This is a genomic window from Streptomyces sp. NPDC002896 (assembly GCF_040295225.1).
Lineage (GTDB): Bacteria > Actinomycetota > Actinomycetes > Streptomycetales > Streptomycetaceae > Streptomyces.
This window is the reverse complement of record NZ_JBEOVA010000002.1, coordinates 372,384-395,563: the sequence shown is the minus strand read 5'-3', so window position 1 is coordinate 395,563 and position 23,180 is coordinate 372,384. Positions and strand designations below refer to the sequence as shown.

General features: G+C 70.8%; 22 protein-coding genes and 1 pseudogene. 10 read left to right on the top strand and 13 right to left on the bottom strand.

Features of this window, described 5'->3' with window-relative positions; genetic code table 11:
• Positions 1-137 precede the first annotated feature (137 nt).
• Positions 138-866, bottom strand: a complete 729-nt coding sequence (locus ABT009_RS04025) for a ribonuclease H family protein (RefSeq protein ID WP_351289254.1) — start codon at positions 864-866, stop codon at positions 138-140.
• Between the two features lie 120 nt (positions 867-986).
• Between ABT009_RS04025 and ABT009_RS04020 the strand changes: the two are divergent.
• Positions 987-1,211 (top strand): annotated as a pseudogene (locus ABT009_RS04020) (dihydrofolate reductase family protein); the annotation flags it as partial.
• Between the two features lie 144 nt (positions 1,212-1,355).
• On the opposite strand, the gene ABT009_RS04015 reads toward ABT009_RS04020, so the two are convergent.
• Together ABT009_RS04015 and ABT009_RS04010 are read right to left on the bottom strand one after the other, a co-directional pair.
• Entirely contained in the window at positions 1,356-2,786 is a 1,431-nt protein-coding gene (locus tag ABT009_RS04015) for a purine-cytosine permease family protein (RefSeq protein WP_351289252.1), read from the bottom strand.
• Between the two features lie 46 nt (positions 2,787-2,832).
• Positions 2,833-3,765 (bottom strand): flavin reductase, encoded by a 933-nt coding sequence (locus ABT009_RS04010; RefSeq protein ID WP_351289250.1) that lies wholly within the window; start codon positions 3,763-3,765, stop codon positions 2,833-2,835.
• Positions 3,766-3,975: 210 nt separating this feature from the next.
• Here ABT009_RS04010 and ABT009_RS04005 point away from each other — a divergent pair, with 210 nt between their 5' ends.
• The 7 genes from ABT009_RS04005 (at position 3,976) to ABT009_RS03975 (ending at position 11,364) form a co-directional block, all read left to right on the top strand.
• Entirely contained in the window at positions 3,976-5,100 is a 1,125-nt protein-coding gene (locus ABT009_RS04005; protein ID WP_351289248.1) for an LLM class flavin-dependent oxidoreductase, read from the top strand.
• Positions 5,097-5,714: an amino acid synthesis family protein gene (locus tag ABT009_RS04000; protein WP_351289246.1), complete on the top strand. Its 618-nt coding sequence runs from the start codon at positions 5,097-5,099 to the stop codon at positions 5,712-5,714. Before ABT009_RS04005 ends, ABT009_RS04000 begins: the two co-directional genes overlap by 4 nt.
• Positions 5,711-6,262, top strand: a complete 552-nt coding sequence (locus ABT009_RS03995) for an amino acid synthesis family protein (protein ID WP_351289244.1) — start codon at positions 5,711-5,713, stop codon at positions 6,260-6,262. The genes ABT009_RS04000 and ABT009_RS03995 overlap by 4 nt, the downstream gene beginning before the upstream one ends.
• A 200-nt stretch (positions 6,263-6,462) precedes the next feature.
• Positions 6,463-7,227, top strand: coding sequence for an alpha/beta fold hydrolase (locus tag ABT009_RS03990; protein WP_351289242.1), 765 nt, complete (start codon positions 6,463-6,465; stop codon positions 7,225-7,227).
• Complete coding sequence (locus tag ABT009_RS03985) at positions 7,224-8,714, top strand: aldehyde dehydrogenase (protein WP_351289240.1); 1,491 nt, start codon at positions 7,224-7,226, stop codon at positions 8,712-8,714. Before ABT009_RS03990 ends, ABT009_RS03985 begins: the two co-directional genes overlap by 4 nt.
• A gap of 144 nt (positions 8,715-8,858) precedes the next feature.
• Positions 8,859-9,548, top strand: coding sequence for a GntR family transcriptional regulator (locus ABT009_RS03980; RefSeq protein ID WP_351289238.1), 690 nt, complete (start codon positions 8,859-8,861; stop codon positions 9,546-9,548).
• Between the two features lie 160 nt (positions 9,549-9,708).
• Positions 9,709-11,364, top strand: coding sequence for a protein kinase domain-containing protein (locus ABT009_RS03975; protein ID WP_351289236.1), 1,656 nt, complete (start codon positions 9,709-9,711; stop codon positions 11,362-11,364).
• A 43-nt stretch (positions 11,365-11,407) separates the two neighbouring features.
• On the opposite strand, the gene ABT009_RS03970 is transcribed toward ABT009_RS03975, so the two are convergent.
• The 3 genes from ABT009_RS03970 to ABT009_RS03960 all read right to left on the bottom strand — a co-directional run bounded on the left by ABT009_RS03970 (position 11,408) and on the right by ABT009_RS03960 (position 14,381).
• Positions 11,408-12,988: an aspartate:alanine exchanger family transporter gene (locus ABT009_RS03970; protein WP_351289234.1), complete on the bottom strand. Its 1,581-nt coding sequence runs from the start codon at positions 12,986-12,988 to the stop codon at positions 11,408-11,410.
• A gap of 162 nt (positions 12,989-13,150) precedes the next feature.
• Positions 13,151-14,029 carry a glutathione S-transferase C-terminal domain-containing protein gene (locus tag ABT009_RS03965; RefSeq protein ID WP_351289232.1) on the bottom strand — a complete coding sequence of 293 codons (879 nt, stop codon included), beginning with the start codon at positions 14,027-14,029 and terminating at the stop codon, positions 13,151-13,153.
• 232 nt (positions 14,030-14,261) lie between these two features.
• On the bottom strand, positions 14,262-14,381 hold the full coding sequence (locus ABT009_RS03960; RefSeq protein ID WP_351289230.1) for a putative leader peptide: 120 nt from the start codon (positions 14,379-14,381) through the stop codon (positions 14,262-14,264).
• Between the two features lie 214 nt (positions 14,382-14,595).
• On the opposite strand from ABT009_RS03960, the gene ABT009_RS03955 reads away from it, so the two are divergent.
• Positions 14,596-15,222 carry a metallophosphoesterase family protein gene (locus ABT009_RS03955; RefSeq protein ID WP_351289228.1) on the top strand — a complete coding sequence of 209 codons (627 nt, stop codon included), beginning with the start codon at positions 14,596-14,598 and terminating at the stop codon, positions 15,220-15,222.
• A gap of 126 nt (positions 15,223-15,348) precedes the next feature.
• On the opposite strand, the gene ABT009_RS03950 is transcribed toward ABT009_RS03955, so the two are convergent.
• The 3 genes from ABT009_RS03950 to ABT009_RS03940 all read right to left on the bottom strand — a co-directional run bounded on the left by ABT009_RS03950 (position 15,349) and on the right by ABT009_RS03940 (position 17,594).
• Positions 15,349-15,807 carry an RrF2 family transcriptional regulator gene (locus ABT009_RS03950; RefSeq protein ID WP_351289226.1) on the bottom strand — a complete coding sequence of 153 codons (459 nt, stop codon included), beginning with the start codon at positions 15,805-15,807 and terminating at the stop codon, positions 15,349-15,351.
• 98 nt (positions 15,808-15,905) lie between these two features.
• The gene (locus tag ABT009_RS03945; protein ID WP_351289534.1) at positions 15,906-17,114 is read right to left on the bottom strand and encodes an acyl-CoA dehydrogenase family protein; all 1,209 of its coding nucleotides are present in this window, start codon (positions 17,112-17,114) and stop codon (positions 15,906-15,908) included.
• Between the two features lie 384 nt (positions 17,115-17,498).
• Positions 17,499-17,594, bottom strand: a complete 96-nt coding sequence (locus tag ABT009_RS03940; protein WP_351289224.1) for a putative leader peptide — start codon at positions 17,592-17,594, stop codon at positions 17,499-17,501.
• 252 nt (positions 17,595-17,846) lie between these two features.
• Here ABT009_RS03940 and ABT009_RS03935 point away from each other — a divergent pair, with 252 nt between their 5' ends.
• Complete coding sequence (locus ABT009_RS03935; protein WP_502989815.1) at positions 17,847-19,844, top strand: APC family permease; 1,998 nt, start codon at positions 17,847-17,849, stop codon at positions 19,842-19,844.
• Positions 19,845-19,878: 34 nt separating this feature from the next.
• Here the strand turns inward: ABT009_RS03935 and ABT009_RS03930 are convergent, their stop codons facing one another.
• From ABT009_RS03930 to ABT009_RS03915, 4 genes are read right to left on the bottom strand one after another with little or no spacing between them, the layout of a single operon-like run.
• The gene (locus ABT009_RS03930) at positions 19,879-20,958 is read right to left on the bottom strand and encodes an ABC transporter ATP-binding protein (RefSeq protein ID WP_351289220.1); all 1,080 of its coding nucleotides are present in this window, start codon (positions 20,956-20,958) and stop codon (positions 19,879-19,881) included.
• Positions 20,955-21,875, bottom strand: a complete 921-nt coding sequence (locus tag ABT009_RS03925) for an ABC transporter permease (protein ID WP_351289218.1) — start codon at positions 21,873-21,875, stop codon at positions 20,955-20,957. Before ABT009_RS03925 ends, ABT009_RS03930 begins: the two co-directional genes overlap by 4 nt.
• The gene (gene modA / locus ABT009_RS03920; RefSeq protein WP_351289216.1) at positions 21,872-22,717 is read right to left on the bottom strand and encodes a molybdate ABC transporter substrate-binding protein; all 846 of its coding nucleotides are present in this window, start codon (positions 22,715-22,717) and stop codon (positions 21,872-21,874) included. Before modA ends, ABT009_RS03925 begins: the two co-directional genes overlap by 4 nt.
• A gap of 33 nt (positions 22,718-22,750) precedes the next feature.
• Positions 22,751-23,137: a TOBE domain-containing protein gene (locus ABT009_RS03915; protein WP_351289214.1), complete on the bottom strand. Its 387-nt coding sequence runs from the start codon at positions 23,135-23,137 to the stop codon at positions 22,751-22,753.
• Positions 23,138-23,180: the final 43 nt, after the last annotated feature.

The following is a 23,180-nucleotide window of genomic DNA, read 5'->3' as shown; positions in this document are numbered from 1 at the left end:
GGGAACAGGACTCGATTCCCTCACGCGGACCACCCCTTGATCACAACCAAGAACGCGCCCTAGTGGCAGGGCGGTTCCCCGCTCCGCCTGCCGCCCGGGCACGGCACCCCGTGGTACGGCGAACACCCGCCGCCCGCCTATGCCGTACGGCACTCCGGGTGGCCCCACCCCTGCGCGTTCTTGGCGATGGACTCGCCCGCCGCGTACGAGCGGCCGCAGACGCACCGGCCCGGGAACTTCGCCTTGATCGTCCGCGAACCCCCCGAGCCGCGCTGCCGCGGCGCAGCGCTCGGCTGCGCCGGGCCGCTCGAGGAACCGCGGCGCGCACCACCCGAGCGCCCACCACCGGACGGGGCGACGTCGGGTGCGGTCGGCGGCTCCGGCGAGTCGTACTCGCTGCCCGCAGGTTGCTGGACGAGCGCTGCCTGGCTTGCGGCCCGGTCGGCGAAGTCGTTGAGCCTGTCGCCGTCGACCTGGTGCGCCGGGACGTAGCGGAACTCCACGGAGCGGCCGTCGAGCAGCGCGTCGATGCGCTCGACGAGCTCCTGGTTGGCGACCGGCTTGCCCGCGGCGGTCTTCCAGCCCTTGCGCTTCCAGCCGGGCAGCCATGTCGTGACGGCCTTCATCGCGTACTGGGAGTCCATCCGGATCTCCATCGGCACGGACGGGTCGACCGCCGCCAACAGGCGCTCCAGCGCGGTGAGTTCCGCGACGTTGTTCGTCGCCTTGCCCAGCGGGCCGGCCTCCCACCGGTCAGGGATCTCCTCGGCCCCGGCGATGACCCAGGCCCAGCCTGCGGGCCCCGGATTCCCCTTCGAGGCTCCGTCGCACGCGGCGACAACACGTTCCACCATGTCTCCGATCATGCCAGTACCGTGAGGGTGGCCCGGCCACATGGGCCGGACGCCGCCCGCCCCGACCGCCTCGTCGACTTCCGTGAGGACCGCGATGAGAAAGATCGTCCTGATGATGTCGGTGTCCCTCTGGCGCAGCCGGGCGGCGATCTGGCGCTGGGCGGTGCCGAGCTCGCCGCGGCCTTCATGGAGCACGATCTGATCGACGAGTACCGCATCTACGTCCATCCGGTCCTGATCGGGCGGGGCAGACCCCTGTTCCCGGAGACGGACGCCGTGACCCGTCTCCGCCTCGTCGAGACCCGGACTTTCGGCAACGGGGTCGTCCTGCTCCGCTACCAGCGCCCCGATGCCTGACAGGCGGCCTGGCGGGGCGGCCTCTCAGGAGACAGAGAAGTGGCCTGGTTCACCGCCGCACCGGAGCCGCGGTCAGCAGCAGCCGCATGCAGTCATGCCGACGGGCGGCACCGCTGCCATGGCACCGCCCGCCCGTCAAGCCCGTCAGAGCCCGGTGGCCACCGCCTCGCCCTGCTCCGTGTGCTGCCCGGCCACGCTCCCGTCGCCCCGCACCCACAGCGGCTTCAGCCGGTACGTCAGCAGATACAGCACCACGCCCGCACCGGCAGCGACGAACATACTCAGGTCGCCTGCTCCCGGGAACGCCACCGAGAACGGCCCGGTGTAGAAGCTGGACTGCCAGAACGGCACCGATGCCGCGACGCCGCCCGCCCAGGCCACGAAGCCCCAGCCCAACACCCGCCCCCGGTCGTACAGTTCGGCGATCCGACTCGGGTCGGATCGCCCCCCGAGGTAGAAGTCGAGGAGCAGCACGGCGGCGAAGGGTGCGATGAAGTACGCGGTGAGGTTCAGGAAGACCTTGAACTTGTCCTCCGTACCCGACTCGCCCCACAGGCTGATGGCGTAGGCCAGCAGACAGATGACGGTGACCGCCTGGGAGCGGGTGACCGGCACCTTCAGCGTCTGGACGGAGATCGCGCCGCCGTAGACGTTGAGGAAGTTCTGCGCGAGCGCCGACAGGCCGATGGCGAGCAGCGCGGGGACCGCGAACGGCCCGGCCAGCTCGTGCAGCGCGGTGATGGAGTCCGTACTGGTGGCGCTGCCGCCGACCACGACGCCCAGGATCCCGAGCCAGCAGATGGTGACGAAGTTGCCGAGGCCGGTGTACCAGGCGGTGCGGGTGACGACCTCGGGTGTGTCCGGCAGATAGCGCGAGTAGTCCGATGCGAAGGGCGCCCAAGCGACGAGGAACGACAGGAACCAGCCGCCGAAGGTGACCAGGCCGCCGGTGTCGCCGATGTACCCGTCCGCGTGCGGGTCGGCTCCGAAGACGCTTCCGCCGCGCACCACGGCCACCACCGTGATCAGGACGAAGAGCGGGGTGAGGACGTACGTCAGCACCTTCTGGAGGTAGTTGATCATGTTGTAGCCGTAGATGGACACCACCAGCTCGACCGCGGTGAGCAGCCCTGCGCAGAGCCAGAACGGCAGATGGGTCAGTTCGGCGAACGCCTTGCCGCCGAGGATGACGGTGACCGCGGCCCAGCCGATGCCGGCGAAGACGTTGATGTAGGCGACGGGCAGGAAGTTGCCGAAGAAGCCGAGCGGGCCGCGGGCCTGGATCTGCTGGGGCACGCCGAGCCGTACGCCCATGCGGGACATCACGGCCATCAGCAGTGAGCCGAGCGCCGCTCCGACGACGATGGCGATGACCGCGGCGGTGAAGCTCAGCCCGAACCATGCAGCGCTGAAGCCGAGCAGGATGATGGGGAAGTTGAGTCCGGCGGCGAACCAGACGAAGAACTGCGAGCTGGGCTTGCCGTGCCGCTCGTTGTCGGGGATGTGGTCGACCCCGAAGGGTTCGACCTTGGTGACCGCGCTGCCGTACACCGGCGCCGGGCCGTCGTGGGTCATGGCGTGCTCCTGGGGACGGAGGAGAGGGCGTGGTGGTGCGTGGGTCTCACCACGGCAGCGGTGCCGTGTGCGAGATGTCGAAGAATCCGCCGCCGCTGTAGACCAGCGGCGCCAGGTCGTCGTGGTGGGCGGAGACGACACGGCCGGTGAAGACGGTGTGGCTGCCGGCCTCCAGGCGCTCCCCGATCTCCACCTCCAGCTGGGCGCACGCCCCGTCGATCAGCGGAGCACCGTGGGCACCTGGGGTCCAGGACAGGCCGGCGAACTTGTCTCCGCCCTTGGAGGCGAAGATCTTAGCCACGTCGAGCTGGTCGGCGGCCAGGATGCTGATGCCGAGGTGGCTCGCCCGGTGCAGCGCGGGATGGGTGGTGGAGCTGCGCTGCACGCAGACCAGGACCATCGGCGGATCGAGCGAGATGCTGGAGAAGGCGTTGACGGCCAGGCCCTTGGGGGTGCCGTCGTCGTCCGTGGTCACGACCGTCACGCCGGTGATGAACTTGCGGTGCACACCGCGTACGAGGTCCGGGTCCACGGCTGCCCGCTGGGTCGTGGTGACGATCCCGAGCGCCTCAAGGAGCTGCCGGGAATCGAAGGTCACCCACTCCTCCGCCACCGCGCGGCCGTCGAAGCGGGCGAAGGTCGCGCCGGACACCTCGACCGGCTTACCGGTGGGCGGCACACCGAGGAAGGTCCCTGTGTGGCGGCCGGTGCTGCGCCAGCGGATGGCCATCCGGTCGCCGTCCGAGTCCTCGACGATCTCCTCGATCTCCGTGCGCAGATCGGGGAACGCCTCGCGGACGGCGCGGATCGAGTCCTTGAGGGTCTCCCGGTCCTGTGGAGTGGCAGCGGGGCCGCGGCGGCGTACGTAGGACGGGCTGAGCAGGTCGTCGAGCGCCTCGACCTGTCCGTGGTCCCAGGCGGCTCCCCAGGCGGAGCGGATACGGGCGGTGCGGTCGGCGCGGTCAAGAGTGTGGGTCATGGCGTTTCCCTCAATCAGCTCTTGTATGGCAGAGGACGGTAGGGAGGGCGCAGGTCGGTGTCAACACTTCGACGAAAAGAGCGTCAGAACCGCTGGTCAAGCGATCAAATACACAGGTCAAGCGTGTTTCGTCGGGGTTAACCCTTGACGGGCCCTATCCGGACTCCTAGCCTCGCTGCCATGGCACAGCGAGAGCGGGAAGGACACGGGATGCGATTCTCGATATTCCACAACCTCGGAGCGCCCGGACGGCTCGGCGAGTACGCCGAAGTCATGGACGAAGCCCGGGAGTTCGCGATCGCCGCGGAACAGGCGGGCTTCTGGTCCACCTGGTACACCGAGCACCACTTCGGGCACGAGGCCATCGAGATCACCCCGAACCCGGTCCTCATGGGCGCCGACATCGCCGCGCGCACCGAGCGGATCAGGATCGGCCAGGCCGCGAGCATCGCCACCTTCTGGCACCCGCTGCGGCTCGCCGAGGACATCGCGATGCTCGACCAGCTCTCCGGCGGCCGCGTCGAGGTCGGCCTCGGCCGCGGGCTCTACGGCCGCGAGGCGCTGAACCTCAACGCCCTCGCCGACCCGCGCGACCAGGAGCAGAACCGCGCTCTGTACGACGAGACGGTGGAGATCCTGCGCAAGGCGTGGAGCGGCGAGTTCTTCGCGCACAAGGGACGCTTCTACGAGTTCCCGGCCCCCGGCGTGAAGTGGAACCACCCGCTCTCGCCCGCGACGGACGAGTACACAGAGGCCGGCGTCATCACGAAGATGCAGGTCACGCCCGCTCCGCTGCAGCGCCCGCATCCTCCTCTGTGGCAGGTCATCGACAGTCCCCGGTCCATCCAGGCCGCCGCGGCGGATGGTGTCCAGGGCATGTTCTGGCTGCCCCCGGTCTCCGCGCTCAAGGAGCGTTTCGAGCTGTACCGCTCCACGGCGAGCGAGGCCTCGGGCCGTCCGTACGCGCTCGGCGAGGGCATCGGCCTCGTGCGCGACGTCTATGTCGCCGACACCATGGAGCAGGCGCGCGCCGACTTCGAGGAGGCGCTGATGACGACGTACCGGTGGATCATGCACTGGCGGGGCCTGAGCAACCTGATGGAGGCGGGCGAGGAACTCACCGACGCGCACGAGCTGTCCTTCGACTTCCTGCACTCCCGCAACCTGCTGGTCGGCACGCCCGAATACGTCGCCGAGAAGATCGCCGAACTGCGCGACGAGGTAGGCCTGGAGCACCTGCTGCTGTGGACCACCCACCCGGGGCTCGAGCACCGCAAGGCCATGCGCAGCCTGGAGCTGTTCGCCGAGAAGGTCATGCCGGAGTTCACCGCATGACGGGCGTGGGGTTTCACTTGACGGGCGTACGGAAGGTCGTGACCGTCGTCGACGAGGTGCTCCTGGAACTGGGCCGCCCGGTGGCGGTGCCAGTGCGCCGGGTCGCCGCGGCCGCGGTGATCCGTAACCCCTGGGCCGGACGCGGCTTCGTCGCCGACCTCCAGCCCGAGGTCGAGGCCGTGGCACCGGGCCTGGCCCGGCTGCTGACCGACCGGCTCACCGAAACGCTCGGCGGTACGGACCGGATCGAGTCCTTCGGCAAGGCGGCCATCGTGGGGCTCGACGGCGAGATCGAGCACGGCGGCGCGCTGATCCACACCCCGTTCTTCGGCAATGTGTTCCGTGAGCTGGCCGAGGGCACCTCGATCATCGTCTTCAGCGACGACCGACTGCCGGCCGGCGAGCAGCTCACCGTGCCGCTGTGGCACAAGACGGCCGCCGCCACCCGCTCCCACTACCAGACGTGCCACATCCGGATCCCCGACGCGCCGCGCCCCGACGAGATCGTCATCGTCGCGGCCGCAGCCTCCGGCCCCCGCCCCAACGCCCGGATCGGGGACCGCCTGACCGATCCCGTCGTCCGCCTCGCAGACCTGGAGACCGCCCGCTCATGAACATCCGCAAGATCATCACCTTCACTGAGGACATCCACTCCGAGGGCGGACGCCCGGTCGACCCGCCCGCCCGCACGGCAGTGGTGCTCGCGGTGGTCGAGAACCCCTGGGCGGGTCAGGGCTTCGTCGAGGACCTGCTGCCCGGGATCGACGAAGTCGCCCCGAAGCTCGGCGAGTTGCTGGCGCCGCGGGTCGTCGAGGCGCTCGGCGCACCGGTGGAGGCGTATGGAAAGGCCGCGATCGTGGGCCTGGACGGGGAGATCGAGCACGGCTCGGCGCTGATCCACACGCTCAAGTTCGGTGACCACTTCCGCAAGGCGGCGAACGCGACCACCCTGCTCCCCGCGGTGGAGAAGCGGGCGGCCGCTGGCACGGTCTTCGACATCCCGCTCAAGCACATCACGGACGCGACGATCCGCTCCCACCACCAGAGCATCGAGGCCCGGGTGCCGGACGGACCCCGCGCGGACGAGATCGTCATCGGCCTGGCCGCCGCGGCGCAGGGCCGGCCGCAGGCCCGGCTGGCGCCGCTGTCGACGGAGCGCTGACCGCGATGGGCGGGGCTGGAGCGGGTCCGGACGCGAGGCGCGAGTCGGGTGTGCGGCCCGGGCGCCCCGGCGCGGCGGCAGCGCGGCCGGAGCCTCTCGATCCCGCGCTCAGGGCGGACGGCCCTCCCTGCCCGTCCCGAGCGCGACCCGACGCGCCTGCGACGCTGAGCCACGAGAGCCACGGCAGTGGGCCCCCTCTCGTGCTGCTGCACGGCGTGGGACTGGACCGGGCCATGTGGGAACGGTGCCTGCCGTCGCTGGCGGCGCGGCACCGCGTCACGCTCGTCGACCTTCGCGGGCACGGCGCGTCGCCGGCAGCGGCGGCCGGTGTGTCCCTCGGCGAACTGACTGAGGACGTGGCCCAGTTGGTCGACGGCTGCTCGGGTCCTGGGGGGCCCTCGCACATCGTCGGCTTCTCACTGGGCGCTCTCGTCGCCCAGCAACTGGCGCTTGTAAGGCCGGAGTTGACGGCCTCGCTCACGCTTGTCAGTTCGGTCGCCGGTCGGTCCGGCGAGGAGCGCGCGGCGGTGGCCAGGCGCAGGGAGCGCGCCGCCGAGGACTTCGAGGCCTCCGCGCGGGCCGCCGTCGACCGCTGGTTCGCGCCGGAGTGGCTGGCCGAGGAGCCCGATCTGGCGACGGCCGTCCTGGACGCGCTGCTGCACAACGACCGCACCTCCTACCTCGCCTGCTACGACGTGTTCGCCACCGCCGACGCCGCCCTGTGGCCGCTGCTGCCGCGGATCACCGCACCCACCCTGGCGGTCACCGGCGCGAACGACCCCGGATCCACCCCGGCGATGACCCGCCTCCTGGCCGACCGGATACCCGGCGGCCGGGCGCTGATCGTCCCCGGCGGGCGCCATCTGCTGCCATTGGAGCGCCCGGACGACCTCACCGACGCGATCCTCACGCACACGGGAATGCACACCGGAACGCCCACCGGACAGGAGTGTCACCCCTCATGAACGCCCTGCCGCGCCACCAGCACTACATCGCCGGCGAGTGGACCGCCCCCGCCACCGGCGAGTACTTCCAGAGCCTCAACTCGACGACCGCTCTGCCGTGGTACGAGGCCGCGAACGGCACGGCCGCGGACATCGACCGGGCCGTCACCGCCGCCCGCACCGCCTTCGAGGACCCCCGCTGGCGCGACCTGAGCCAGACGCGGCGCGGCCGTCTGCTGCGGAACCTGGCGGACCTGATCGGCGAGCACGCCGAGGAACTGGCCCGCACCGAGACCCTCGACAACGGCAAGCTGCTGCGCGAGATGCGGGCCCAACTGGCCGGACTGCCCGAGTACTTCCACTACTACGCCGGGCTCGCCGACAAGATCCACGGCGAGGTCATCCCGGGCGCGAGCCGCGAACTGCTGAACTACACACTGCGCGAGCCGGTCGGCGTGGTCGGCGCCATCACCCCGTGGAACTCCCCACTGCTGCTGACCGCCACCAAACTCGCCCCGGCCCTGGCTGCCGGGAACACGGTGGTGGTCAAGCCGTCCGAGCACACCTCGGCCTCGCTGCTGGCGCTCGCCCCGCTGTTCGAGGAGGCGGGTTTCCCGCCGGGCGTGGTCAACGTGGTCACCGGCTTCGGTGCCACCGCGGGAGCGCCGCTGACCGAGCACGCGACCGTCGCGAAGGTGACGTTCACCGGTTCCACGGAGACCGGCCGCCGTATCGCCCGCACCTGCGCCGACCGCTTCGTACGCTGCACCCTGGAGCTCGGCGGGAAGTCGCCCAACATCGTCTTCCCGGACGCCGACCTCGGATCGGCCTCCATGGGTGTCATCGCGGGGATCTTCGCGGCCGCGGGCCAGACCTGCGTGGCGGGCAGCCGGGTGCTGGTGCACCGCGACGTGTACGACGAGGTTCTGGAGCGCGTGACGGCGCGGGCCGCGACCATCCGGATCGGCGACCCGCTGGACGAGGCCACCGAACTGGGACCGCTCGCCATAGCCGACCAGCTGGCGAAGGTCGAGTCGTACGTGGAACTGGGGCTGTCAGAGGGCGGCAAGGTGGTGTGCGGCGGGGCGCGGCCCGACACCGGCGACCTGGGCGGCTACTTCTACTCCCCCACCGTCTTCACGGGTACCGACAACTCGATGCGCATCTGCCAGGAGGAGATCTTCGGCCCGGTCGCCACGGTCATGCCGTTCGACTCCGAGGAGGAGGCACTAGCCATCGCCAACGACTCGGCGTACGGCCTGGCGGCGGGGGTCTGGACACGTGACGTGAACCGGGTGCACCGGATGGCCGCCCGGCTGGAGGCGGGCACGGTGTGGGCCAATACCTACCGGTCGATGTCACCGATGTCGCCACGGGCGGGGTTCAAGAGCAGCGGCTCCGGCACCGAGCACGGAACGGAGGTCATCCGGGAGTACACGCGGCTGAAGAGCGTATGGATCAACACGAGCGAGGAGCCGGCCGGTGATCCTTTCATCCTCCGGTCGTGACGATTGCCCTCCCCCGGTAGCGACGATCGCCGTCCTCCCGTCGTGACGACGGCGGCAGGGGCATACGGGCCGCTTGCATGGCAGAGGTTTGGGCGTGCGACGCCGGTTGACGTGAAGCGGAGGCCACACCTACTGTCACGTACCATGCAACGACCCACAGGACAGTCGGGGAAACGACTCGCGGGGACCAGCATGCAGGCGCGGGTCGCCGAGGAACTGCGGCAGATGATCATCAGCGGTGAGCTGCCGCCCCGCTCCAGCCTGTCGGAGATGGCCCTGTCGGAGACCTTCGGGGTCAGCCGCACCCCCATCCGCGAGGCCCTCAAGCAGCTGCAGATCGAGGGACTGGTGGAGGTGCGGCCGCGGGTCGGCACCTTCGTCGCCGTGCCGTCCCGACGAGAACTGACCGAGCTGTTCCAGATGAAGGAACTGCTGGAGGGCGCCGCCGCCCGCCTGCTCGCGTTCCGCGGACACGTCCCCGAGGTGGAGCGCCTCGAGGCCAACATGCGGGCGGCGGACGAGGCTGTGCGCGACGGCGACGCGGAGCGGTACGCGGAGCTGGTCCACGAGTTCCACGACCTGATCGTCGCAGGCGCGGACAACAGCAAGCTGGAGGCGCACTACCGCACGCTGATGAACCAGCTGGCCTACGCCCGCCTGGTCCGGACCTCGCTGTCCCAGCCGGGCCGTCTCAGCGAGTCCGACAACGAGCACCACCGCGTACTGGGCCTCATACTCGCCAAGGACGGCGACGGCGCGGAGCGGGTGATGCGTGAGCATGTCCGCCGCAGTCACCAGGCCCTCATGGCGGGCATCGACGAACGGCAGAACTGAGTCCTGGCGCCTCCGAAAGAGCCTGCTCCGTACAAGCACCTCAATATGCGGAAACGCACCGCCTGGCAGCGCAAGGTAACGCTTCGACCCTTGCTGATCGCCCCCACGATCACGCGTATATCGTGTCGCAACGAATCAAGCGCAGGTGGAGGGGTGTGCTGTGTCGGACGAGGGGCGGCTGGTCGCCGGGCGGTACCGGCTGACCGAACAGATCGGCCGTGGCGGCATGGGCACCGTGTGGCGTGCCCAGGACGAGCTGCTCGGCCGTCAGGTCGCGCTCAAGCGGCTGCATGTGCAGCCGCATCTCGCCGACGACGAGCTCATCACGCTCTATGAACGCACCCGCCGCGAGGCGCGCAGCGCCGCCCGCATCACTCACCCCAACGTGGTCGTCGTCCACGACGTCGTCGAGGACGACGGACTGCCGTGCATCGTCATGGAGTACGTGCCCTCGACCACCCTCGGCACGCTGCTCAAGGGCGGCAGGACCATCGCGCCCACGGAGGCGGCCCGTATCGGGCGCGGCATGATCGCCGCGCTCAGGGCCGCACACGCGGCCGGAGTACTGCACCGCGACGTCAAACCCGGCAACGTGCTGCTGGGCGCCGACGGCCGAATAGTCCTCACCGACTTCGGTATCGCCATGGCGACCGGAACCTCGACGCTCACGAAGCCCGGCGAGGTCGTCGGGTCCATCGACTTCATCGCGCCGGAGCGGATCAGGGGCAGGACGCCCGGTCCCGCCTCGGACCTGTGGGCGCTGGGTGCCACGCTGTACCAGGCGGTGGAGGGGCGGCCCCCGTTCCGCAAGGACACGGCGGTGGAGACGGCGTACGCGATCGCCGTCGACCCGGCGCAGCCCATGAAGCAGGCAGGTCCGCTGGAGCCGCTGATCGAGGCGCTGCTGGCCAAGGACCCGGACGAACGGCCTTCGGCGGAGGAGGTCGAGCGGGTGCTGCGGGCGCCCGAGTCGCAGGCGGCGACGGTGCTGCTGCCGGTCAGGACCCCGGTCTCGCAGCAGAACACCTCGGAGCGGGGAGCCTCGAGCCTGACGTGGGACGGCGTGACCGTCGCGGACGAGGCGGCCTCGGGCCGGCTCTCGTATGCGGCAGCGGGCCCGACGTCGGGCGGGAACGCGGCAATACCCGAGCCCGTACGGGGCGGTGGCGACGGCAGGAGCCGCCGCGATCGCCGGAGCCGTGCCCCGCTGTGGACCGGCGTGGCGGTGGTGGTCGTGGCCGCGGCCGTGGCGGGTGGGCTCTACGGAGCATCGCGCAGCCCGTCCGCCAATACGCACAGCTCATCCGGCAAGGGCACAGCGACGACCGCCGCGGCGACAACCCCCGCCGGCACACCGACGTCGTACGCACCCTCGCCCGTCCCGCAGGGCTACCACCTGATCGAGGAGCCGAAGCTCGGGGTCGCCTTCCCCGTACCGGACGACTGGAGGCCCGGCAAGCGGACGGCCGAGCAGGTCAACTACATCGACAGTTCAGGCCTGGTCGGCATCACGATCGGCGTCGTGGACCCCGCGGGCTCGGACCCCTTGGCGCACTTCGAGGACATCGAGGCGAACACGAAGATCAACTATTCCGTGTACCGGAGGCTGTACCTTCAGCACGCCACGTTCCGGGGGCAGCGCGCGGCGGTGTGGGCGTTCACGTTCCAGGGGCGGGTACGCGGGTTCCGCGCCGTCGAGCTCGGGTTCACGCAGGACGGCAAGGAGTACGACATCTATCTCTCGGCCCCCGAGAACGCGTGGGACACGTACCAGCCGGTCTTCGACAAGGTCAAGGACGGCTTCCGGGTGAGCTGAGTCCGTCCGCCGGCCCGCCCGTCCCGGCTGCCGGGAGAGCACTTCAAAGGCCGACGATGAGCTGGATGCAGACGATCTTCACCAGGATGGCGAGGGCGAACAGCGTCGAGTAGCCGGTGTTGACGCGGCTGTCGGTGACCCGGCTGTTGGCGTATGCGGTGATCGCCGGATTGCCGACGTACCCCGCGAGCAGGCCCATCGTGCGCTCGCGGCTCTGCCCGAGCAGTCGGCACGCCGCGACCAGCAGTGCGTAGCTGACGATGGCCCCGATCAGCAGAACGACCAGCAGTTTCAGACCGAACAGCGAGAAGGCGTCCCGTCTGAAGGAGTAGCCGGAGGTCAGGCCGACGCAGGCGAGGAAGACCAGCAGGCCGATCTGTCGCAAGGTCAGGTTGGCGCGGGTGGGCAGCGTCCACACCAGCGGGCCGGTACGGCGCCGCCAGCCCAGGACCATCGCCACGAGCAGCGGGCCGGCGGCGGTGCCGAGGGACAGCGTGGTGCCGCCGATCGTGAGGCTGGGGATGCCGATCAGGAAGCCCAGGGCGAGTCCGAGGCCGAGGCTCACGGCGCTGACCTCGCTGACCTTCGCCTCGGTGTCGCCGAGCAGTTCCGTCACCTCGGCGGCCTTGTCGCGCGGCATGACCACGCGTACGCGGTCGTCGAGTTGCAGCAGCAGCCCGTCGTGCGCCAGCAGGTCCACGTCACCGCGCCGCACCCGTGACGCCATGGCGCCGAAGCGGCCCTCGAGGTCCAGTTCGCCGACGGTGCGCCCGGCGAGGTCGGGGTTGGTGAGCAGCACTCGCCGGTAGTCGACGGTGTCGCGCCGGTCGAGGAGGTGGTCGGGCGCGTACTCGCCGAGGGCCTTGGCCCCCGCTTCGACCTCGTCGGGCCCGCCCACCAGCACCAGTTGGTCGCCGACGGCCAGGTGGTCGAGGCGGTGGGCGACCCTGGTGGTCCTTTCGCGGGGGCGGATGGCGCTGGCCCGCAGTCGCTTCTCTGCCACCCCGGGTACCTCGGCCCACTCGGTGGGTCGCGTCACGAGGACCGTTCGGGTGACGAGCCGGTCGGGCAGGCCCTCACCGGGATCGCGGCGGGCGGGCCAGTTGCGCCGTCCGGCGATCGCGGCGACGAACATGATGGTGACGATCACGGCCAGGGGGTAGCCGATCGCGTATCCGGTGGCGGGCTCGGTCGGGTCAGCCGAGGCGGCCTGGGCGGCGGCCAGGCCGGGTGTGGTGGTGCCGATGCCCGCGTAGCCGCCCGCGAGGAAGGGGCCGCTGATCCCGAACACCGAGTTGCCCAGCAGTCCTACCGCCAGGGCGGTGACGACGAGGGCCGCCACCGCGCCGATCATCACGACCAGTTGGGGCCTCAGTTCGCGGAAGAAGGCCGGCCCGGACTCCAATCCCACGGTGTACACGTACAGCGCCAGTCCGAACACCGACAGCCCCGCCGGTACCGCCGGACCGACGTCCGGATCCAGCGCCCCCACCAGCAGGCCGACGAACAGGACCCCCGCCGCCCCCAGCTTCACCGGCCCGAAACGCACCATGCCGAAGAGCGACCCCAAGGTGATCACTACGAAGAGCGTCTCCCAGGGATTGTCCGCGAAAAACTGCCACATACGCACACTCAGCCACACCGCCGGACGCTTCGCACGTCCACCCGGGCAGCCGAACGACGCGCGGGCCGCGGGCGTGCGGCGCACGTGCGCACCGCGGGTGCGCACTGCTCGCCGTGCCGTCCATCGAGCGCAACCGTCGCTACGGCCGCCTGGCCCCCTCCGTCAGCCCGCCTGCTCCCCGGCCGTCGCGGCCTCCCCCGATGCGTATGCCGCCGCCCAGTCCACGATCTGCACCGCCGCACCGGCGGACTCCAGGCCCTGGCAGTGTGCGTCGTGCCGGCGGTCGATGCCGTCCAGGTCGAGGTGGGAGCCGAAGGCGGGGAGTGATGCCAGGCGGCGGGCGTACGCCCACAGCCGGGGATGGCCGGCGATGCGGTGCACCGCTGCGACGTCCAAGTGGCGGCGGTGCACGGTGTCCAGCTGCAGCAGCGTGACCCACACCTGCACGTCGGCGGTGGTCAGTTCGCTGCCCAGGACGTGGTCCTGGAACGCGAGCCGCCGCTCCAGCTCGTCCAGCGCGCCGAAGAGGGTGCCCAGGGCGGCGTCGCGCGCCGTGCAGTCGATACCCGGCTGCCCGGCGCGCTGCGCGGCTTCGTTGATGCCCCGCTCGCAGAGGCGTCCGATGGCGTCGATCTCGTCCTCCGTGCCGTACGGCTGCAGCTCCGGGCCGCGGTCGCCGAACTGCCGGGCCAGGTCTCGCAGGATGTCCGGGGTGTGCGTACTCACGATCCGTCCGGTCCATCCGTCGCTGAGCACCGGTGGCGCGGCGGTTCCGGGGTACTGGTGCGCGCTGGCCTCGTACAGCGGGCGCAGGGCGGCGTGGCTGCCGTCGGGTCCGTCCGGCACGGACGGCAGCAGCGTGACGGGGAGCGCGTCGCCGAGGCCGAGCAGGCTGTGGGTGATGGCGATCTGGAGACAGTACGGGCAGGTGAGCGAGAGATGGAGGCGGTAGCGGTGCGGTGCGGCGTAGTAGCCGCTGCGTGTGTCGCAGCCGATCCTTCCGCGGAAGGGCGGCGTGGCTGTCGAAGGTGCGGCGAGCATGGGTCTCCCTCGGTCCGGTCCGGGTTGCGGCACGCGGCTCGTGGTGGGCGGTCTGCTGCGTCGGGTTCGGTACGCAGACATGCGGCAGGCATGGGGCGCGGCGGCGTCGGCGCGCGCCCATGCACCTGGGAATGCGGAGATCGCGATGAGAGGTGAGAGGGGTGAGGTGGCGCGGACGCGGTCGGGACGAGGCTGCATCTGCCCCACCGAAGCCGCCGCTGGCGCTACCGCCTCACGCGAGGGAACTTGCCGCGCTGCAGACGCGCAGCAGATCGACGTGGCGACGGGAGGTCAGCAACGGCAGCTGGAGCGCGCGTACCGCGCTGATGGTGTCCAGCTCCGAACGCCCCATGATCTCCTGCCCGTTCACTCGCCTTCTGCCCTGGAGTGTCGAACGGCTGGCGGCCCCCGTCAAGAGAGCCAACTCCTCCACTGATGCTCGCGGGGCCGTGACAGTGCGCTACTTCGCGGGCGGCTGGTGGCCGAATCGGGCGTCCGCCCAGGGGAGTCCGGCCACCTCGGGGTCGGGCCGCCGTTGCGCAGCGATGCGCGGAGGTGCGGGCTCGATGACGGCCTCGTCCTCGCCGGCGCGCTCCAGCCAGGCCCGAGCCGGGGACGTTCCGGACGGCACCGCGCGGCAGGGCGCCGTTCACCTTCACCAGTTTCGGGGACCAGGGAACACCGACGGTGGGTGGCTGCCGCTGTTCGACCAATACGGTGTCGACGTGGTCGTCTGCGGTCACGAACACCACTACGAGCGATCGCACCCCATTCGCGGGCATCAGCCCAACGACACGATGACGCCGGATCCGGCGGCCACCCGTACCGACCTCGTCGACACCACCGCAGGCACCGTCCACCTCGTCATCGGCGGAGGCGGCACCTCGATTCCGTCCATGGACGTGCTGTTCGACACCCCGCAGTGCAACGTCATCACCGGCGTCGGCCCCACCGGCTCGAACGGAAAGAAGCAGCCCGTCTACGTGACGGAAGCGGCACCGTGGTCGGCGTTCCGCGACCGCGTCAACCCCTACGGCTTCGTCGCCTTCTCCGTCGCCCCCGGCACGCACGCAGGCGGAATCACGAGCATGGCGGTCACTTATTACGCCGTAACCGGTCTGTACGGCCCGATCGAGCCGGTCGACACCTTCACACTGCGCCGCACCCGAAGCGACGGGGCCGGCAACGGCTGAGCTTGCCGGGATGCCCCGCAGTGGTTTCAGCAGGACGCGACATGGCCGGTCGGTGCCCGGGCCCGGTGCAGAGCCGGCCGCTCAGCTTGATCCTCGACCTCAGGCCTCGAACGGCGTCCCGTCCAGCTACGGGTTCGTCCAGGCCTCCGGGTCCTCGGCAAGGCCCAGTACCTCGTCGGGCAGCTTGGCCGCCGCCACCTCGGCGAGGGTGACCTCGCCGAGGATCTTGCGCACATTGGCGCGTACCGCGATCCACAGCGGCAGGAGTGCCTCCGCCGGCCCGCTGTACGAGAGCTCCGGCGGGCGCACGCCCCGCACGGACACCAGCGGGCCGTCCACGACGCGGATCACGTCGGCGATGGCGATCGAGTCCGCCGGGCGGGCCAGCCGGTAGCCGCCCTTGCCGCCGCGCTGGCTGGCCACCAGTCCGCCCCGGCGCATGTCGCCCAGGATGCCTTCGAGGAACTTGTGCGGGATGCCCTGCGCCGTGGCGATCGCCTCGGCCTTGACCGAGGTGTCATCGCCTGCCGCGGCCAGCTCCAACGCAGCCCGCACCGCATAGTCCGCCCTCGCAGAGATCCGCATGCCGCGATTATCCGACACCGGTGCGCGGGCGGATCGCGGGGCACGCGTGCGTGGCGGAGGCGGTGGTCCGGCGGGCACGAACACGTGGGTGCATGTGGTCAGGAGGGCAGGACGAAGGGAGGGTGTGAACCATTGAGGAAGTAGTCCCCGACCTCACGGAGTCTGTGGGCGACGGGCTCGTACAGGGTGTGTGTGCGGGCGTTGCGCCAGAAGCGGTCGAGGCCGTGGCGCGAGGAGGCGGAGCCGGCGCCGATGACGTCCAGGGCGCGTGCGGTGATCTGCTGGGCGGCCCGGGATGCGGCGGCCTCTGCCGCGGCGGCGAGTACGGCGATCTCGGCGCACTCGTCGTCGTTGAGGTCCTCTCCGCGCCCGAGCCCCTGGTCGAGGGCGTCCAGGGCCTGGTCGGCGAGGGCGGACGCGGCGCGCGCGGCCACGGCGAGCTCTCCGTAGGCGGTGAGCACGTAGGGGTCCTGGGGTGGGCTGTAGGGCTGGGCGGCTGAGTTGACCGGCCTGCTGTACTCACGGGCTTCGGCCAGTACGCCCTCGGCGATGCCGAGGCAGAGCTGGACGGAGACCAGACGTGCGGCCGGTGCGGCGAGGCCGGCGAAGGGCGGCAGAACGCCCTCGTCCGGGGAAAGGGAACCGAACACGTCGCCGTCCGCCACCGGCACGGAGTCGAACTCCACGCTGCCGCCGGCCGCCAGCCGCTGCCCGAACGTCTCCCCGTCGTCGCCGCATACGACGCCCGGGTGCGCGGGGTCCACGAGGACGGCCAGGGGCTCGCCGGTGTCGGACCGGACGGCACGGACCGCAAGCCGGTCAGCGACCCTGGCTCCGGTGGGATAGCTCTGGTGGCCGTCCAGCAGATAGCCGCCCCCGGTCGCCGTGAGGGTCAGATGCGGCTCGCCGGGGGCGAGGCCGCCTCCCCAGCACCACTGGCCGGCCGCGGACTCCCGCTCGACACGGGCGGACAGGGCGGGGCCGGCGAAGAACCGGGCGCTGGACGACAGGAAGTAGTGGCAGCCGAGCAGTTGGCCGATCGCGCCGTCGGCCGTGGCGATGCGCCGGACGACGGCGTAGGCCGTGCGCCAGTCCGCGCCTCCTCCGCCGTGTTCGCTCGGTATCAGCAGCGTCAGCAGTCCTGCCTCCCGCAACCTGGCCACCTCGTCGAACGGTGTTTTCCCGGCCTGTTCTCGGGCAACCGCGTCCATGGCCAGGTCGTCCGCCGCCTCACGGGCGATGTGCAGCCACCGTGCGGGGTCGGATGCCTCGTCCGCTGCCGGCTGCTCCACTGCCGTTTCCGTCATCGTCACGCCCGCTCTCCCGTGGTGAGGCGGCGTCGGCTCGTACAGCAGCCGTGGGCTCGGACCTCGCGGCTCCGGCGCGGGTGCGCCGTGTCGGCACAGGAGGGCGGCGCAGCAACGCCGGATGGAGCTGGGGCAGTGCCCACTGAGGCCTCCAAGACTGTTGGCAGGGGTGTGAATACGGCGGTCCGGTAGCTCGAACTCACCGGATTCGGGGACGGACGGCTCGGCCGTTGTCCGGCCTCCGTGCGTCTGCGCGCACGCCGCGCCGTGCCGATGCGGACGATGTCTCATCGCCCCCGGAACCCCGGAACCGCGGAACCGTGGAGCCCGCCTTGGGCGGTGCCGGACGGGGCAGGCCGGAGACGAGCGGCGCGCGGGAACGCTTCAGCCGCGGCTCGGCACGCAACAGCAGGCGGCGCTGGCGACGCGACAGAGGTCGACATGCCTGCGGCGAACGAGCGGCTGCTGCGTGTGGGGCATGCACCCATCCTGCTCAGCCCGCAGTCCCGCGTCAATGTTTCCCTAGTAAATCGATAGGAAAACTGGGAATCAGAACCAGCCAGGGGCACAACCAGCGCTTTTGCGCTGAATGATGGAATTCCGCGAAATCCTAACGGTGCCTTAACGCCCGTTTGCCCGCTCACTATTACGCCCGATGCCCATCTGCCGACTTACGCTCGCGCCGTGTTCAACGTGACGGCTGTCCTGAAACGTCTGGTGATCGGCCGGGCCATGCGCAGCGACGAGCTGCACGAGACGCTCCTGCCGAAGCGGCTCGCCCTGCCGATCTTCGCGTCCGACCCGCTGTCATCGGTGGCGTACGCGACCCAGGAGATCCTGCTGGTGCTGACGCTGGGCGGGCTGGCGTATCTGCACTTCACGCCGTGGATCGCGGCGGCCGTGGTGGCTCTGATGGCGGTCGTGGTGCTGTCCTACCGGCAGGTGGTGCACGCCTACCCCAGCGGCGGCGGGTCCTACGAGGTCGTCTCCACGAATCTCGGCCCGTCGGCCGGACTGGTGGTCGCCGCCTCGCTGCTGGTCGACTACGTGATGACGGTGGCCGTGTCGGTCGCCTCGGGCGTGGACAACATCATCTCGGCGCTGCCCGCGCTCGCCGAGCACCGCGTGGCCATGGCCATCGGCTTCGTCGCCCTGCTGACCGCCGTGAACCTGCGTGGCGTCCGCGAGTCCGGCCGGGCCTTCGCCGCACCCACGTACCTGTTCATCGGCGGCATCCTGATCATGGTCGTCACCGGCCTGATCCGCTACCTCCTCGGGGACGCGCCCGTCGCTGAGAGCGCTCACTACGGCATCGCGCCCGATCCCGCGGAGGCCCATCTCACCGGCCTGGCGCTGCTGATGCTGGTGCTGCGCGCCTTCTCCAGCGGCTGCACCGCGCTGACCGGCGTCGAGGCGATCTCCAACGGCGTACCGGCCTTCCGCAAGCCCAAGTCGGAGAACGCGGCCGCGACGATGACCGCGATGGGCGTCATCGCCATCACGATGTTCGCCGGCGTCACGGTGCTCGCACTCATCTCCAAGGTGCACATCACCGACGACGCATGCCGGCTGACGGGGCTGCGGGGCGACTGCGAGAGTTACACGCAGCGCACTGTCATCGCCCAGCTCGCCGCCTCGGTCTTCGGCGGCGAACACAGCGTCGGGTTCTTCTTCGTCCAGGCCGCCACCGCGCTGGTACTGGTCTTCGCCGCGAACACCGCCTTCAACGGCTTCCCGCTGCTCGCCTCGATCCTGGCCCAGCACCGCTATCTGCCCCGCCAGATGCACAGCCGCGGCGACCGGCTGGCGTTCTCCAACGGCATCCTGGCGCTCGCCGTCGTCGCCGCACTGCTGCTGTGGGGCTACCACGCCAACGTCACCAGCCTCATCCACCTGTACATCCTGGGCGTGTTCACCGCCTTCACCCTCTCCCAGCTGGGCATGGTGCGGCACTGGAACCGGGAGCTGCGCACCGAACGGGACCCCGCCGTGCGCCGCCGGTACCACTTCGCCCGCGTCATCAACGGGGTCGGCTCCCTCGTCACCGGACTCGTCCTGGTCATCGTGCTGGCCACCAAGTTCACCGAGGGAGCCTGGCTGGCGGTGCTCGCCGCGATCGTGCTGTGGGTGATGATGCGCGGCATCCGCCGCCACTACGACGCCATCGCCGCCGAGCTCGCCGTCACCGACCCCCACGGCGAACTCGTCGCCCCCTCCCGGGTGCTGGGCATCGTCCTCGTCTCCACCCTCCACAAACCGACCCTGCGCGCCCTCGCCTACGCCCGCGCCTTCCACCCCGACCAGCTCGAGGCCCTGACCGTGTCGGTCGACCGCGACGAGGCTGCCGCACTGCGCCGGCAGTGGGAGGAGTACGGCATCGAGGTGCCGTTGAAGGTCATCGACTCGCCCTACCGCGAGGTGACCCGGCCGGTCGTCGAATACGTACGCTCCATCCGTCGCGAGAGCCCACGCGACGTAGTCGCCGTGTTCATCCCCGAGTACGTCGTGGGCCGCTGGTGGGAGAACCTGCTGCACAACCAGTCCGCGCTGTGGCTCAAGAGCCGCCTGCTGTTCACCCCCGGCGTGATGGTCATCAGTGTCCCCTGGCAACTGACCTCCTCCGCCAGGGCCGACCACCCTGCCGCCCGGGCCCCCGGCTCGGTGCGCCGCGGCGAACCGCCGACCAGGGCCGCCCACGAGCACCACCGGGTCCGGTCGAGACAGCCGTAGACGGCGCGGCCGGCGCCGCGTGACGCATCACGCTTCAGGCCGGATAGGCGTGCGTCTGGGTCGCTTTGACGGTGGCCCAGACGTCGGCACCGGGATGGAGGCCGAGTTCCGCGGCGGCGACGGTGGTGAGGTCGGCGGCGAGGGGAAGGTCGCCGGTGAGGTCGGCGCGGATCTGGTCGCCGTGGGACTCGAGGCCCGCGACGTTGCACTGCCAGAGGTTGCGGGCGCTGGAGCCGGTGGGGCGGTCGCGGTGGAGGGTGACGGCGCTGGGCGGGAAGGCCACGAACGCCGGGCCCTTGAGCTCCTCGGTGGTGGTGATGACCGGACCGCTGTCGAGCCGGACGGTGTGACCGTCGGCCTGGCCGCGGTAGAGGTTGAGGCCGACCAGATGGGCGATGTAGTCGGTGCGCGGGTGGCGGGCGATGTCCGCGGGGGTTCCGTCCTGCACGGCGCGTCCGTGTTCGATCACGACGAGGCGGTCGGCGAGCACCATGGCGTCGAGCGGGTCGTGGGTGACCAGGATGGCGACTGCTTCGAAGTCGGCCAGGTGGTGGCGGAGTCGGGCTCGTACGTCGAGGCGGGTGCGGGCGTCGAGGGCGGCGAGCGGTTCGTCGAGCAGCAGCAGGCGCGGGCGGGTCGCCAGGGCGCGGGCGAGGGCGACGCGCTGCGCCTGGCCGCCCGACAGCCGCCGCGGCTTCGACGTCGCCTGGCCGGCCAGGCCCATCCTCTCCAGCCACTCGGCGGCCTGGGCGCGGGCCTCGGCCTTGGGCAGGCCGTGGCAGCGGGGCCCGAAGGCGATGTTGTCGAGGGCGGTGAGGTGTGGGAAGAGCAGGTAGTCCTGGAAGACGACGCCGACGGGGCGGGTTTCGGGCGGCGTACGGTCCAGGTCGCTTCCGTCCAGCCGCAGATGGCCGCCGGTGAGCGGGGTGAGTCCCGCCAGCGCCCGCAGGGCGGTGGTCTTGCCGGCGCCGTTGGGCCCGAGGAGGGCGACGACCTCGCCGGGTGCGGCGGTCAGTGCCACGTCCAGGTGGAACGTACCGCGGTCGACGACGAGGCGTGCGTCCAGGCCTTCGTCCAGGCTTTTGTTCAGGCCTTCGCTGGTGCGCATGGTCATGGGGCGGTCATCCATCGGTCGCGCAGTCCGGCGAGGACCGCGATGGACACGGCGAGCAGGACCAGGCTCAGCGTGATCGCCGCGGCCGGGTCGCTCTGCAGGGCGAGGTAGACGGCCAGCGGCATCGTCTGCGTACGGCCGGGGAAGTTGCCCGCGAAGGTGATGGTGGCGCCGAACTCGCCCAGCGCCCGGGCCCAGGCCAGTACGGCGCCGGCCGCGATGCCCGGCGCGATCAGCGGCAGGGTGACGCGGCGGAAGGCGGTGAACCGGGAGGCGCCGAGCGTCGTCGCGGCCTCCTCGTAACGGGGATCGGCCGCCCGCAGCGTGCCCTCGACGCTGATCACGAGGAACGGCATCGCCACGAACGCCTCCGCCACGACGACCCCCGCCGTCGTGAACGGCAGGGTCACGCCGAACCATGCCTCCAGCCACCGGCCGACGACGCCGTTGCGGCCCAGCGCCAGCAGCAGCGCCACACCGCCCACCACCGGGGGCAGGACGAGAGGGAGCGTCACCAGGGCCCGTACGAGACCGCGGCCCGGGAACTCGGTGCGGGCCAGCAGCCAGGCGAGCGGAACGCCCAGCACGATGCTCACGGCGGTGGCGGCCGTGGCCGTGACCAGGGACAACCGCAGGGCCTGCCAGACGCCTGGAGCGGCCAGCTGTTCGGGCAGGCTGCTCCACGGCGTGCGCAGCACCAACGCGATCAGCGGCAGAAGAAGGAAGGCGAGGCCCAGCAGCGCGGGCAGCAGCAGCGGCAAAGGGGTCCGGCCCCTGGCGCCGGACCGACCCCCTGCGCGTCGGCGGTAGGGGCGCTGCGGGCCGCCCGTGAGGGTGTCGGCCGAGGCGCCTGTACCGCCGGCATCGGCCGTGGTACGGCGGCCGACTGCAGTGCCGGGCTGATCCGGGCCGGTCATGGCTTGAGGAAACCCGCCGCGCTGAGAACCCGCTGCCCGTCGCCGGACCTCACAAGCGCGATGAACTGCTTGGCGGCGGCGGCGTTGGGCGCGTGCTTGAGCAGGACGATCGGGTAGCTGTTGATGGCCTCTGCCGACTCCGGGAACTCCACGCCCTCGACCTTGCCGCCCGCCGCCTTCACATCCGTCTTGTACACGACGGCCGCATCGACCTCCTTCAGCTCCACCTTCGTCAGGGCGCTCTTGACGTCCTGCTCGTAGCTGACGGGAGTGAGCTTCAGTCCGGCGGCGTCAAGGGCCTTCTGAGCGGCTGCACCGCACGGCACCTCCTTGTCGCACAGCGCGACCTTCAGCTTGGAGTCGGTGAGGTCCTTCAGCGAGGTGACCTTCTCCGGGTTGCCGGGCAGGGTGGCGATCTCCAGCTGGTTGCGTACGAAGGGCGCGGGCGTGCCCGAGGCGTCGCCGGCGTCCGTCACGGTCTTCATCGTCTTGTCGCTGGCGGCGGCGAAGACGTCGGCCGGGGCACCCGAGGTGATCGAGGCGGCAAGGGTGTCGCTGCCGCCGAAGTTGAAGGTGACCTTGGTACCCGGATGGGCCTTCTCGAACTCCTTGCCCAGGGTGGTGAAGCTCTCCTTCAGCGAGGCGGCCGCGAAGACGGTCACGGTGCCGGACAGCTTCGCCGACGAGGACGACGAACCGGAAGGACCAGTGGAGGACGAGGCGGAGGAAGAGCAGCCGCTGAGCGCCAGCAGCACGGCGGCACCTCCGCCTGCCAGCTGCAGCGTCCGTCGATTCCGAAGAGTCACGCGGGTGCGACGGGTGCGGCGTACGGAACGGTTCATCACGGGTCTGCTCCCCCAGGTTCTCTGCGGCCTCTACGGCCGCTCGACGACCACGTTGGTCGACTTGATCACGGCCACCGCCGGAACGCCCGGCTCGAGCCGCAGCTCCTCGGCCGACTCACGGCTGATGATCGACACCACCCGGAACGGCCCGGCCTGGATCTCGATCTGCGCCGACACGTCCCCGAGGATCACGTCGGTGACGATGCCCGAGAAGCGGTTGCGCGCCGATGAGCCGGTGTTCTCGCGCTCCATGCGGTGCAACTCCCGGGCGAACGCCGCCAGATCCGCTCCGCGGATGATGCGGCGGTCCTGCTCGTCGCGCTCGGCCGGCAGCCTCCCGCTGTCGACCCAGCGCCTGAGGGTGTCGGCGCTGACGCCCATCAGGGCGGCCGCGTCTCCGATCCGGTAGCTGTGCATGCGAGGATCATACTGCCGCAGATGCAAGCATGAAATCCATGAG